The organism is Sphingomonas mangrovi, assembly GCF_047975845.1.
Classification (GTDB): Bacteria; Pseudomonadota; Alphaproteobacteria; order Sphingomonadales; family Sphingomonadaceae; genus Sphingomonas.
Genome location: NZ_JBIUCZ010000031.1, coordinates 31,009 through 43,985, shown reverse-complemented (window position 1 = coordinate 43,985; position 12,977 = coordinate 31,009). Strand labels below are relative to the sequence as shown.

The window sequence follows — 12,977 nt, the reverse complement described above, 5'->3', positions numbered from 1 at the left end:
CGCGCGCGCCTACAACAACACCCCCAGAAAGTGCCTCGGCTTCCGTACCCCCGCCGAGGCATTCCAACTGTTGCACTTCGAATGTGAATCCACATGCTGACTTTCGTCAGCATGACGGGGGCACGGTTCGAGCGATAACGGCGGACGTCTGCCGTTATCGCTTGCTCGGGACGGACAGACGCCGCCCCGAGCTCTCAGCGATGATCGTCGGACGTGTGGCCGGTGTCGCGGCGGCGCCAGATGAACAGGAAGGCGGCCGCGACGACCAGGACGATGAAAACGACGACGAGTTGGTTGGTGGGCATCTAGGCACCTCTCTGGGACCCCCGCCCCGGAGAGAACGCTAGGCGGCAGGGATTAACGAGCGGTAACCCGTAGTGCATTCGGCGCCGCGCCCGCCTATCTTGTCGAGCGCATGGCAAACCAGAAAACCGCCCCAGGCCTCCCGACGCGCGAGCAGATCCTCGATTTCATCACCACGTCGGACACGCCGGCGGGCAAGCGCGAGATCGCGCGCGCCTTCGGCCTTTCGGCGCAGCAGAAGATCGCGCTGAAGGCGCTGCTCAAGGACATGGCGGACGAGGGGCTGATCGACAGCGCCCCCGGTCGCGCCTTCCACAAGATGGGCGGTCTGCCCAAGGTGACGGTGCTGCGTGTCGCCGACGTCGACGATTCCGGGACCGTCTGGGCGGTCCCCGAGCGCTGGGAGGCGGAGACGCCGCCGCCGCGGCTGCGGCTTCGCGAACGGAGCAAGCGCTCGGCGCTCGGTGTCGGCGATCGCGTGCTGGCGCGGACCGAGGAGGCGGGCTCGGGCTGGATCGCGCACCCGATGAAGACGCTCGCGCGCGGCGAGGAACTGATGCTGGGCGTGCTCCACGAAGAGGGTGGGCGGCTGTGGCTGCAAGGTGTCGAGAAGAAGGAGCGGCGCGACTTCGTGGTGTCCGACGCCGGCGGTGCGCAGGCGGGCGACCTCGTGCTCGCCGAAAAGGCCGGGCGGCCGCCGCGGATCACCGCGCGGGTGACGCAGCGGCTCGGCGACCCGTTCGAGGCACGCAGCTTCTCGCTGATCGCGATCCACAAGCACGGCATCCCCGACGTGTTCGGCGCCGAGGTGATCGAGGAAGCTGAACGCATCGCTCAGGTGCCGCTGGGCGACGATCGCGAAGACCTGCGACATCTGCCGATCGTCGCGATCGACCCCGCCGACGCGCGCGATCACGACGACGCGGTCTGGGCGGCGCCCGACGACGATCCCGCCAACGAGGGCGGCTGGAAGGCGATCGTCGCGATCGCCGACGTGAGCTTCTACGTCCGCCCCGGCGGTGCGCTCGATCGCGAGGCGCGCAAGCGCGGCAACAGCGTCTACTTCCCCGACCGGGTGGTGCCGATGCTGCCGGAGACGTTGTCGGCCGACGTGTGCTCGCTGAAGGAAGGCGTCGACCGCGCGGCGCTCGCCTGCCACCTGCAGGTCGCGAAGGACGGCAAGCTCAAGGGCTGGCGCTTCTCGCGCGCGGTGATCCGGGTGGCGGCGAACCTCGCCTATGAGGATGCGCAGGCTGCGGTGGATGCGTGGACCGCTTCGTCACCCCAGCGAAAGCTGGGGTCTCCCGCCACGGGCGACACTCCTGCGGAACGAGATCCCAGCCTGCGCTGGGATGACGGTGGCGCGGGCGAGGCGGTGCCGAGCGACCTCGTCGAAACCGCGCTCCTCCCGCTGTGGGACTGCTGGCGCGCGCTCTACAAAGCACGCGAGGCGCGCGAGCCGCTCGACCTCGACCTGCCCGAGCGGCGGATCGTGCTCGACGAAAAGGGCCGCATCCTGTCGGTCGCGCCGCGCGAGCGGCTCGATGCGCACAAGCTGATCGAGGAGTATATGATCGCCGCCAACGTCGCGGCGGCCAAGGCGCTGGAGGCGAAGAAGGCGCCGGTCATGTATCGCATCCACGAGCCGCCGAGCCGCGAGAAGCTGGTCGCGCTCAAGGACTATCTCGAGACGTTCGACATCCCGTTCGCGCTGGGACAGGTCGTGAAGCCCGCCACCTTCAACCGCATCCTCGACCGAGTGGGGGAGGCGGCGTTCCGCCCGCAGGTGATGGAGCAGGTCCTGCGTTCGCAGACGCAGGCCTATTACGGGCCCGCCAACCACGGCCACTTCGGGCTGTCGCTCGGCAGCTATGCGCACTTCACCTCGCCGATCCGCCGCTATGCCGACCTGGTGGTGCATCGCGCGCTTGTCGCCGCCTATGCGCTGGGGCCGGGCGGCGTCGCCGAGGACGATGCGAGCATGGACCGCATCGGCCAGGCGATCAGCGCGCTCGAACGCCGGGCGATGGAGGCGGAGCGCGAGACCGTCGACCGCTATGTCGCGGCGTACCTGTCGGAGCATGTCGGCAGCGTGATGGACGCGCGCATCACCGGCGTGCAGAGCTTCGGCTTCTTCGCGACGGTCGACGGCATCGGCGGCGATGGGCTGGTGCCGGCGCGCGACCTGGGCCGCGAGTATTTCCGTTACGACGAGAAGGGCCAGCGGCTGGTCGGCGACCATAGCGGCGAGGAGTTCACGCTGGGGCAGCGGCTGCCGCTGCGGCTTGTGGAAGCGAACCCGGTATCGGGCGCGCTGCGCTTCGAGCTGGTCGACGGCAAGGGCTCCGCGGGCGCGACGCCTGAGGGCAATCGCGAGCCCGGCCGCCGCCCGCCCCGCGTGCTTAAGCGTCGCGGCCGCCCCGGCAACATTCGCCATCAGGGGCGCAAGCGCTAGCCGCTTGCCTGCGGTCTCGGCGGCCGTCAGACTTCCACCGGGGCAGTTCGGGGGGAAGGCGATGAAGCAGGTGCTGTGGGCGATGGCGTTGCTGGCAGCGGCGCCGGTCGGGGCCGAGGAGTCGACGCCGGTGCCGGAGAACGTGCGGCGGCTGGAGGGCTGCTGGCGCGGGACGGGTACGGTGATGGACAAGCCGGTGACGATCGTGCTTGTCGTTCACCCGGTCGTGCTGGGAGCGATGATCGCGGTCGACGCCGACAGCGTCGCCACTGCCGACCCCGATGATCGCTATGCCGCGCATCTGCTGCTGGGCGGCGGCAAGGATGCCGCGGCGGTGACCGGCTTCTGGTCCGACAGCTTCGGTGGCACCATGACCGCGACCGGCAGCGGCACCGTGCGCCCCGGTGGGTTCGACATCGGCTATCGCTACGGCGACGCGACCTTCGTCAATCGCTGGCGCGCGAACGGCGATGAACTCGGCTGGGAAATCGTCGCCCGCGATGCGGCGGGAAAGGAACAGCCTTTTGCGCGCTACGCCCTCACCCGCGCGGCCTGCCCCGCGCGCGACGAGAGGGACTAGCGATCGCCTGGCGTCGTGTCGTCACCGCCTGCCCAGGCTGCACTGATCCCTGTCAGCGGTTGGCGGCCGCGCGTCGGAACTGATCGACGCCCTCCTGGCTGGCGTTGTCGATCTGCGCCCATTCGGCCTTGGTGTGGCAGATCGGTTTGCCGGCGAGGATGCTGCCGGTAGTCTGGGTGCGACGGCAGACCTTCTTCTCGGTGGACGCTCCGCCCTTCTTGCCGCTGGCCGGATCGGCGGGCGTGTCCTGCGCCATCGCCACGCCGCTCGCTGCCGCCGCCAGAAGCACCGCTGAAATCATCGCCCGCATCGTTACGCCCTTCCTTGAGTTGGGGCGAAACTATCGTGAAGACGGTCGCCGTAAAAGTGCAAAGACGCAGCCCGCCGAGCCAAGTCGAACGGTCTGCCCGTTTTTGCCGATGCTCAACCCACCTGGCTGAACTGGAGCGCCGCCAGCCGTGCGTAGAGACCCCCGGCGGCGTTGAGCTGCGCGTGGGTGCCGGTTTCGACGATGCGGCCCTCATCCATTACCACGATCCGGCCGGCGGCGCGCACGGTCGCGAGGCGGTGGGCGATCACCAGCGTGGTGCGGTTGGCCATCAGCCGCTCGAGCGCGTCCTGGACCAGCCGCTCGCTTTCGGCGTCGAGGGCGGAGGTCGCCTCGTCGAGCAGCAGGATCGGGCTGTCGCGCAGCAGTGCGCGGGCGATGGCGATGCGCTGACGCTGGCCCCCCGACAGCCGCGCGCCGCCTTCGCCCAGAAACGTGTCGAGCCCGTCCGGCAGTGCGCGCAGGAACTCGCTGGCGTTGGCGGCGTCGGCCGCGGCCCAGATCGCGTCGTCGCTCGCGTCCCAGCGGCCGTAGCGCAGGTTGTCGCGCGCCGAGGCGCCGAAGATGACCGTCTCCTGCGGCACCATCGCGATGCGCGCGCGTACGTCGGCCGGATCGGCCTCGCGCACGTTGACCCCGTCGACCGCCACCGTGCCTGCGGCGGGGTCGTAGAAGCGCTGGAGCAACTGGAACAGCGTCGACTTGCCGGCACCCGAGGGCCCGACCACCGCCACCGTCTCGCCCGGTGCCACGTCGAGCGAGAAGTCGCTGAGCGCGGCGACGTCGGGGCGGGTGGGGTAGCGGAAGTCTACATGATCGAACGCCAGCGCGCCACGCGGTGGCTGCGGCAGCGCCACCGGGCTAGCGGGGGCGCGGATCTCCGGCTCCTGGGCCAGCAGTTCGCCTAGCCGGCCGGCGGCGCCCGATGCGCGCAGCAGGTCGCCATAGACTTCGGTCAGCGCCCCGAACGATCCGGTGACGAGCGCGGCGGTGATGACGAAGGCGGTGAGCGCGCCGCCGGTCGTGCGTCCGGACGCGACGTCGCTCACCGCATCCCACAGGATCAGCGTGATCGCGCCGAACAGCAGCCCGATCACCATCGCCGTCATGATCGCGCGCGTGCCGAAGCGGCGGCGGGCGACGCCGAAGCCTTCCTCGACGGCGGTCTGGAATCGCACAGCCTCGCGCGTCTCCTGTCCGAAGGCCTGGACGATCTTCATCGCGCCGAGCGTTTCGGAGGCGATCGCGCCGATGTCGGCGATCCGGTCCTGGCTGGAGCGCGACAGCTTGCGGACGCGCGAGCCCAGCCAGATGATCGGCGTCACCACCAGCGGGATGCCGATGATGAGATAGGCGGCGAGCTTGGGCGCGAGCGCGAACAGGTAGATCACTCCGCCGATCCCGATCAGCAGGTTGCGGAGCGCCGTCGACACGGTGGTACCGACGATCTGTTCGACGATGGCGGTATCGGCGGTGAGGCGCGAGGCGATCTCCGACGGGCGGTTCTCCTCGAACCAGCGCGGTGGCATGCGCAGCAGGTTGCGGTGCACCGCCGCGCGCATGTCGGCCACCGTGCGCTCGCCCAGCCAAGACACGAAGTAGAAGCGCCCGGCTGTCGCGAACGCCAGCGCGAGCACGACGAACAGCAGCCCTTCGAAATAGCCGCCGATGTTCGATGGATCGGCACCCGCGGCGAAGCCGTTGTCGACCACCTTCTGGAAGGTACGCGGGATCCACAGCGTGGCGAGCGCCGCGATCAGCAGCGACACCAGCGCTGCGGCGAGTTGCAGCTTGTAGCGGATCGTGAAGCGCCACACGAGCTTGAGCGCGGGCAGCATGCGCGTGGTCGGCTCGGCCGGAGCGGCACGATGCGAAGGACGAAGAGCCATGCCGTCCGCCTAGCGCGAACCGCCGCGCGGCGAAACCTCCGTGCGACGATGCGCGTTTCCCGCTGCCAAGTCGCAACCTTTGCGGCGGCGCGCGAGCGCTCTATATTTGAAGAAGAAGTGTCGTCCCGCGCGGGCGCGCGGACGAGGGACGGGTTGTTGATGCTGTACGATACCTATGAGTTTCACCGGTCGATGCTGGCCGGTGCCAGTGCGATGGCGAATTTCAGCGCGGGCCTGCTCCAGAATCCGGCAAACCCCTTTTCCTACTTCGGCGGCGGTCCGGTGCTCGCCTCGGCGCTGGAGGTGTTCGCCCATGCGGCGGCGCCCCGCGGCAAGCCGGCTTTCGGCATTACCCACACCGTCGTCGACGGTAAGGAAGTGGCGGTGCGCGAGGAGATCGTCGCGCGCAAACCCTTTGGTCAGCTCAAGCATTTCGTGCGCGAAGGCGTGACCGGCGGTCCCAAGCTGCTGATCGTCGCGCCGATGTCCGGGCATTACGCAACGCTGCTGCGCGACACCGTGCGGCGGATGCTGACTTCCGCCGACGTCTACATCACCGACTGGCGCGACGCGAAGCTGGTGCCGATGGCGGCGGGGCGCTTCGACCTGGACGACTATATCGACTATCTGATCGACTTCCTGGCCGAGATCGGGGCCGAGGGCGATCCGCGCGCGCACGTGCTGGCGGTGTGCCAGCCGTCGGTGCCCGCCTATGCCGCCACCGCGACGATGGGCCGCGAGCGGCACCCGAGCCGGCCGTACACGCTGACGATGATGGGCGGGCCGATCGACACGCGCGAGGCGCCGACCGCGGTCAACACGCTCGCCACCGAGCGGCCGCACGCCTGGTTCGAACAGAACGTCATCGCCACCGTGCCGATGACCTATCCGGGCGCGGGACGGCGGGTGTACCCGGGCTTCCTGCAGCTCGCCGGGTTCATGACGATGAACCTGGGCAACCACCTGATTTCGCACTGGGAGATGTTCAAGCATCTCGTCGAGGGTGACGGCGACAGCGCAACCGCGACCAAGGACTTCTACGACGAATACCGCTCGGTCTGCGACATGACCGCGGAATTCTATCTCCAGACGATCGAGCTGGTGTTCCAGACGCATGCGCTGCCCAACGGCACGATGACCCACCGCGGACAGCCGGTCGTTGCCCAGTCGATCACCGACACCGCGCTGCTCGCGATCGAGGGGGAACGCGACGACATTTCGGGGCTGGGCCAGACGAAGGCGGCGCTGACGCTCGCCACCGCGCTGCCCGAGGACAAGAAGCGCTACTACATGGCCGAGGGCGTCGGCCACTACGGCATCTTCCACGGTTCCAAGTGGCGCGGCCGGGTGGCGCCGGTGCTGGAGGAATGGATGGCGAGTCACGGCGGGTGAAAGCCCGCTTGTCGGCCGTATCGTGTAGGCGCACAGTGCTAGGATGAAACGCACGCTGCCGCTTTGGCTCGCCTGTTCGGCATTGCTCGCGACCGGGAGCGGCGCGGCCACGTGGAAGGCGCCGAACGGGAAGGGGCATCCGATGACGGAAACCGAGGCGCGGGGCGCCTTCGACGTGACGGTCACCCCGGCGAGCGGGGCCGATGCGCCGACCGCACGCATGACCCTGGCGAAGACCTTTCACGGTCCGCTGGAGGCGACCGGCGCCGGCGAGATGCTGGCGGTGCAGACCGACACGCCGGGCTCGGCCGGCTATGTCGCGATGGAGCGCGTGACCGGCACGCTCGATGGACGCGACGGCAGCTTCGTGCTCCAGCATAGTGGAACGATGGATCGCGGGGCGCCCACCCTCAGCGTGACGGTGGTGCCGGATTCCGGCACCGGCCAGCTTTCCGGGATCACCGGCACGATGGCGATCGACATCCGCGACGGAAAGCACTTCTACACGTTCCGCTACCGCCTGCCGAAGTAGCGACCGGGGAACCCCGGCCCTGGACATCGCCGGGGCCGGGGTCGTCATTCGTGCTGGCTTACAGCGTCACGCGCGTGTGGCTGCCGGCTTCCTCGTCGTAGATGGTGTTGCCGGTCAGCATCTTGAGCTTGCCGGTGAGGCTCGAGTCCGTCTCCCAGACCTCCGCGTCGGCGAGCTCGAAGCGCAGCATCAGCAGGTTGGGGTCCTGGCGGCCCTGCTCGTACCAGGCCTCGACCTGGTTGCTCCAGTAGCGGTCGATCACCGCCGGGTCGCGCTCCTCGGTCAGCGTTCCGCGCAGCGAGGCGTAGAGGTCGTGGCCCTTCGATACGAACTGCACGGTCGCCGGACCGCCGCCGGCTGCGCGGTTGTCCTTCTTGGTGTAGAACCAGAACTCGCTGTCCGCGTCCTCGTCCAGCACCGCGTACATCGGCTCGAAGTGCTCGCGGTCGGTGGTCGTGCCCAGCATCACGAACGGGCTGGCGGCCATCGCCTTCCACATCTGCTCGCGGATTTCCTTCGGGCTCTTGTCCGGCATCGTCATCCTCCTTGGATCGGTTCACCCGGGACAACGAGGCGCGGGCGCGACGGTTTCCCGCCGCGCCGCGATCGGCGTCAGATCACGCCGGATTGTGCTTGGCGAGGAACGTCTCGAGCGCCTGGAGGAATTCCAGCCGATCCTGCTCGCGCGAGAAATGGTGGTCGGCGAGCGGCTGCTCGAGATAGTCGACCGGCTTGCCGGCGCGCTGCAGCCGCTGCGCCATCATGCGCGATTGCTTGACCGGCACCACCCGGTCCTTGACGCCGTGGACGAGCAGCACGGGAATGCCGAAGCCCTCCGGATCGTTGAGCGGCGACACCGCCGCCAGGTCCGGCGCCTGCTTCTTCAGCCAATCGCTGCGCACGCCCGAGAACAGGAAGCGGCCGTCGTAGCGGCGCATCGCGTTGAGATCGGACACGCCCGCGAACGACACCGCACAGCGGAAGAGCTTGGGATCGCGCTCTGCCGCGCGCAGCGCCGCATAGCCGCCGTAGGACGCGCCGACCATGCACACCCGCTTGGGATCGGCGATGCCCTGCTTGGCCAGTTCGGCGACGGCGTCGTTGAGGTCGTCTTGCATCGCGAGACCCCATTGGCCCTCGCCCTTTTCGCTGAAGGGCGTGCCGTAGCCCGAGGAGCCGCGATAGTTGGGCTGCACCACCGCATAGCCGCGATCGGCGAGGAACTGGGTCCACCAGTCCCACTCCTCGATGTCGCGCGCGAAGGGGCCGCCGTGCGGCAGCACGATCAGCGGCAGGTCGCGCGCGGCCCCGCGCGGCAGCGTCAGCACCGCGGCGATCTCCAGCCCGTCGCGCGCCTTGTAGCGGAGCGTGCGCACCGGATGCAGCCGCTTCATGCCGATGCTGGTGTTGATCGAACCGAGTTCGGCGAACGAGTCGGTGGCCTTGTCGTAGAGATAGTAGGCCCCCGGCGCGTCGGCGCCACCGACGAACAGGATGGCCCGCGAACGGTCGCGACTGAACGAGACGAGCCGCGTGCTACCGCCCTGCACGCGTGCCGACAGCGTCTTGGCGAGGGCGGTGAGTTCCGGGTCGAGCCACTGCTGCTCGGGACGGTCGCCCTGCACCTCGACGCCGAGCAGGCGGCTTTCGTCCGCGTCGGAGATCAGCCCGGCGAGGTCGAACCCCTTGCTCGCCGCGATCTGCTTGCCGCGCGTCATCGTCGTCAGGTCGAAGTCGTAGAGCGCGCTGAAGCCGTTCTCGTCGTCCGTGATCGTCAGCGCCTTGGCCGGATCGTCGAGGAACAGCGCCGGGACGGTCATGTCGCCGTCGTCGTTGCGGTCGACGGTGCGGAAGCGGCCGCGATCGCCGGGGCGATAGAGCAGCCGCGTCTTGCGCCCGTCTTCCGAGCGACCGATCCCCATCCGTACCGCGCCCTTGCCATCGGCGAACCAGCGCATCACCCCGTTCTGACCGTCCATGACGCGGGTGCGGCGGCCGGTGGAGAGATCGAACAGGTCGACCCGCGGCCAGAAGCCGGGCAGGTTGCTGTAGATCGAGGTCTGGTAGCCGAGGAGGATGCGCGGCGTGCCGTCGTTCGCAGCCCACAGCAGGTTGTCGCCGCTCTGCGCGGCGTCCCGCGCGAGGACTTGGACCTTGCTCGCATCGGCGCTCACCGACACGGCGCGGCTGATGTACCACTCGTTGCCTTCGACCTGGTCGGTCTTGCCGACGCCGATGACGAGCCAGTCGTCGTTGACCCAGCGCCACCAGTTGAGGTCGGCGTCGCCCAGTCCGACGATGCGCGGCTTGCCGCCCTCCAGCGGAACGATGGCGAGATAGAGCGTGCCGTTGATCGCGATCCGCCCGGCAAAGGCCTTGCCGTCGGGCGACAGCGCGGGTCCCTGCAGCGTCGGCAGCGTTGCGAAATCCTGGATGGGACGGCGGCTTCCCGGCTTGGCTGCCGGGGCGTTCGCCGGCTTGGCTGCGGCCTGCGGCGGTGCGGCGCTTCGTACCGGCTCGGCCCAGCCGCCCATCGCCACGGCGGCCAACGCCACCACGCTCCCCACGGTCGCGACTCGACCGGAGGCCCAACGTCCCTTCGTCATCTGCTCTCCCCCTCGGCCGGCGCCCCCGCGCCGGACCTCGTCATGCTGGACAAGCAGGTGCCGCAAAGCAAGCCTGCAGCCGTGCCGAAGCGGTCACAGCCGCAGCGAAAGACGAGCCGAAGACGAAAAAGGAGCGCGACTGCGCGCGGGATCAGGCCGCCTTGCGCGTCGGCGCCGACGCCTTCACCTCTTCTTCGACCGCTGCTTCGAGGAAGGCGACCAGCCCGCGCTCGGCACGGCTGAGGTGGCGCGTCGAGCGCGGCAGCCGCAGCGTCTCGCGAAACGCGGTCTGCCCATCCTTCACCAGATCGATGAGGCGCGGGTGAACGTAGGACTTGCGCGCGATCGCCGGCGTGTTGCCCAGCGCATCGACCACCGGCCCGAGCATCGTCTTGAGGCTGATGTCGTGCGGCGCCTGCGCCAGCGTGTCGAACGCGAGCACGCTCGCGCCCCAGGTGCGGAAATGCTTGGCGGTGAAGTCCGCGCCCATCGCCTCACGGATGTAGCAGTTGACGTCGGTCGAGGTGACCGGGTGCGTTTCTCCCTCCGCGTCGATCCAGCGGAACAGATGCTGGCCGGGCAGATCCTGGCAGCGCTTGACGAAACGGCTCAGCGAGCGGTCGGTGACGGTCAGCAGCCGCATCTTGCCCGACTTGGCGCGATACTGCAGCTTGAGCCGGTCGCCCTTGAGCTTCGCGTGGCGCTTGCGCAGCGTCGTCGCGCCGAAGCTCTTGTTCTCCTTGGCATAGCCCTCGTTGCCGACGCGGACGCGCCCCAGGTCGAGCAGCCGCACTACCGCCGCGACCGCGCGATCCTTGTCGAGCCGGCGGTGGCGCAGGTCTGCCTCCACCTTGGCGCGGAGCTTGGGGAGCAGATGGCCGAACTGGACGCAGCGGTCGTACTTCTCCGCCTCGCGCGCTTCGCGGAAGGCGGTGTGGTAGCGATATTGCTTGCGGCCGCGTTCGTCCCAGCCGATCGCCTGGATATGGCCGCTGGGGTCGGGCGCGTACCAGGCGTCGCGATAGGCGGGGGGAAGGCCGATCGCATTCAGCCGGTCGATCTCGTCGCGGTCGGTGATGCGGTCGCCACCGGGCGCGTAATATCCCCAGCCGTGGCGCATCTTGCGGCGCGTGATCCCGGGTTGGGCCTGATCGACGAACTGAATTTCCCCGCCGTGCATCTTCATCCTCTCGAACGTCGCTTCCAATGCGCGGCTCGTCGCTTCGTTCCGGAACCGGGCCGGCGCCGGCTGGTTCGAAGACGCGTGTTCCCAAGAGGATAGGAGATTTCGAGTGGCAGACCTTGGCGATGCGCGCGTGCTGATCCTGGCGGCGGACGGCTTCGAGGAGTCGGAGCTGTTCGATCCGCGTCAGGCGCTGATCGATGCGGGCGCGACGGTGACCCTGGCGTCGATCAAGACCGATCCGATCCAGGGCGTGGTTCACGACAGCGAGAAGGGGCGGACGATCACCCCGGACCTCGCCCTCGGCGACGTCGACGTCGACGCGTATGACGCGCTGCTGCTTCCCGGCGGCGTCGCGAACCCGGACAAGATGCGCATGCAGGAGCGCGCGGTCGAGATCGTCGGCGAGTTCATGGACGACGGCAAGATCGTCGCGGCGATCTGCCATGCGCCGTGGCTGCTGGTCGAGGCCGACGTGGTCGACGGGCGGCGCGTCACCAGCTGGCCCTCGGTCCGCACCGACCTGGAGAATGCCGGCGCCGAGGTGGTCGACGAGCAGGTGGTGGTCGACGACAACCTCATCACCAGCCGCAAGCCCGACGACATCCCCGCGTTCAGCCGCGCGCTGATCGAGGCGCTGGAAAGCGACCTGGGGGACGACGACGAGGACTGACCCGGATTGGCACAGGGCGGCGGGGCAGGTGGCTGCCTCCGCCGTCCCGTTCTGGTACGCGGGCGGAGGCGGCGCCGGGCCGTCCCACTGAGGATCGAGCATGCGTCCTTCCGCCCTTTTCCTTCCGCTGCTCGCCGCGACCCTGGCGGCACCCCTCGCCGCGCAGTCGGGCGGCCCCTTCACCGTCGCGGAGACGGGGCAGAGCTTCCGCCTCCTGCAGCAGGCGGTGGACGCGATCGGGGAGGGAAGCGGCACGATCCGCATCGCACCGGGAACCTACCGCGACTGTGCGGTCCAGGGTGCCGGAAGCATCGCCTATGTCGCGGTCGAGCCCGGCAACGCGATCTTCGACCGCCGGACCTGCGAGGACAAGGCGGCGCTGGTGCTGCGCGGCACGCGGGCGCGTGTCGACGGGCTGGTGTTCACCCATTTGCTGGTGCCCGACGGCAACGGTGCGGGCATCCGTATCGAAAAGGGCGACCTGATCGTCAGCAACAGCCGCTTCATCGACAACCAGTCGGGCATCCTGTCGGCGGCGGATCCCAACTCGACGATCACCGTCGATCGCTCGACCTTCGCGGGGCTCGGCAAGGACCCGACCGGCAACGGCGCACACGGCATCTATGTCGGCGAATATGGCGCGCTGAAGGTCATGCGCTCGCGCTTCGAGCGCGGTACCGGCGGCCACTACCTCAAGAGCCGCGCGCCGCACGTCACCATCGTCGACAACAGCTTCGACGACACCGCCGGGCAGTCGACCAACTACATGATCGACCTCTCGAACGGCGCGGTCGGCCAGATTTCCGGCAACAGCTTCGCGGTGGGCGGCAACAAGGAGAATCACTCGACCTTGATCACCGTCGCGCCGGAAGGGGCGCAGAACCCGTCCAACGGCCTGGTGATCGAGAACAACCGCGCCTGGCTGGCGCCGGCGTTTCAGTGGAAGACGGCGTTCGTCGGCAACTGGACGGCCGACAAGGTGGTGGTGCGCAACAACCAGCTCGGCGAGCGGATCACCCCCTACGAGGACCATTGA

The 12,977-nt window shown here is 68.9% G+C and carries 11 protein-coding genes; 6 read left to right on the top strand and 5 right to left on the bottom strand.

Translation table 11 applies throughout. The features are described from left to right. Positions 1 to 415: 415 nt before the first annotated feature. The gene (locus ACBY01_RS13915) at positions 416 to 2,758 is read left to right on the top strand and encodes a ribonuclease R family protein (protein ID WP_416461511.1); all 2,343 of its coding nucleotides are present in this window, start codon (positions 416 to 418) and stop codon (positions 2,756 to 2,758) included. 61 nt (positions 2,759 to 2,819) lie between these two features. Then, the gene (locus ACBY01_RS13910) at positions 2,820 to 3,338 is read left to right on the top strand and encodes a hypothetical protein (RefSeq protein ID WP_416461510.1); all 519 of its coding nucleotides are present in this window, start codon (positions 2,820 to 2,822) and stop codon (positions 3,336 to 3,338) included. 52 nt (positions 3,339 to 3,390) lie between these two features. On the opposite strand, the gene ACBY01_RS13905 is transcribed toward ACBY01_RS13910, so the two are convergent. Further along, positions 3,391 to 3,639, bottom strand: coding sequence for a hypothetical protein (locus ACBY01_RS13905; RefSeq protein ID WP_416461508.1), 249 nt, complete (start codon positions 3,637 to 3,639; stop codon positions 3,391 to 3,393). Positions 3,640 to 3,761: 122 nt separating this feature from the next. After that, a complete protein-coding gene (locus ACBY01_RS13900) occupies positions 3,762 to 5,504 on the bottom strand; it encodes an ABC transporter transmembrane domain-containing protein (RefSeq protein ID WP_416461514.1) in 1,743 nt (580 codons plus the stop codon). A gap of 210 nt (positions 5,505 to 5,714) precedes the next feature. Between ACBY01_RS13900 and ACBY01_RS13895 the strand changes: the two genes are divergently transcribed. Both ACBY01_RS13895 and ACBY01_RS13890 read left to right on the top strand, forming a co-directional pair. After that, positions 5,715 to 6,947 carry a polyhydroxyalkanoate depolymerase gene (locus tag ACBY01_RS13895; RefSeq protein WP_416461506.1) on the top strand — a complete coding sequence of 411 codons (1,233 nt, stop codon included), beginning with the start codon at positions 5,715 to 5,717 and terminating at the stop codon, positions 6,945 to 6,947. A 142-nt stretch (positions 6,948 to 7,089) separates the two neighbouring features. Beyond that, positions 7,090 to 7,479: a DUF3224 domain-containing protein gene (locus ACBY01_RS13890; RefSeq protein WP_416461504.1), complete on the top strand. Its 390-nt coding sequence runs from the start codon at positions 7,090 to 7,092 to the stop codon at positions 7,477 to 7,479. Positions 7,480 to 7,537: 58 nt separating this feature from the next. Here ACBY01_RS13890 and ACBY01_RS13885 read toward each other — a convergent pair whose 3' ends face one another. The 3 genes from ACBY01_RS13885 to ACBY01_RS13875 all read right to left on the bottom strand — a co-directional run bounded on the left by ACBY01_RS13885 (position 7,538) and on the right by ACBY01_RS13875 (position 11,265). Continuing rightward, on the bottom strand, positions 7,538 to 8,014 hold the full coding sequence (locus ACBY01_RS13885) for a pyridoxamine 5'-phosphate oxidase family protein (RefSeq protein WP_416461503.1): 477 nt from the start codon (positions 8,012 to 8,014) through the stop codon (positions 7,538 to 7,540). A gap of 82 nt (positions 8,015 to 8,096) precedes the next feature. Further along, complete coding sequence (locus ACBY01_RS13880; RefSeq protein ID WP_416461502.1) at positions 8,097 to 10,085, bottom strand: alpha/beta hydrolase family protein; 1,989 nt, start codon at positions 10,083 to 10,085, stop codon at positions 8,097 to 8,099. 151 nt (positions 10,086 to 10,236) lie between these two features. Next, positions 10,237 to 11,265, bottom strand: a complete 1,029-nt coding sequence (locus ACBY01_RS13875) for a DNA topoisomerase IB (protein WP_416461512.1) — start codon at positions 11,263 to 11,265, stop codon at positions 10,237 to 10,239. A gap of 112 nt (positions 11,266 to 11,377) precedes the next feature. Here ACBY01_RS13875 and ACBY01_RS13870 point away from each other — a divergent pair, with 112 nt between their 5' ends. Both ACBY01_RS13870 and ACBY01_RS13865 read left to right on the top strand, forming a co-directional pair. Then, positions 11,378 to 11,941 (top strand): type 1 glutamine amidotransferase domain-containing protein, encoded by a 564-nt coding sequence (locus ACBY01_RS13870; RefSeq protein WP_416461501.1) that lies wholly within the window; start codon positions 11,378 to 11,380, stop codon positions 11,939 to 11,941. A 100-nt stretch (positions 11,942 to 12,041) separates the two neighbouring features. Beyond that, positions 12,042 to 12,977, top strand: coding sequence for a right-handed parallel beta-helix repeat-containing protein (locus ACBY01_RS13865; RefSeq protein WP_416461500.1), 936 nt, complete (start codon positions 12,042 to 12,044; stop codon positions 12,975 to 12,977).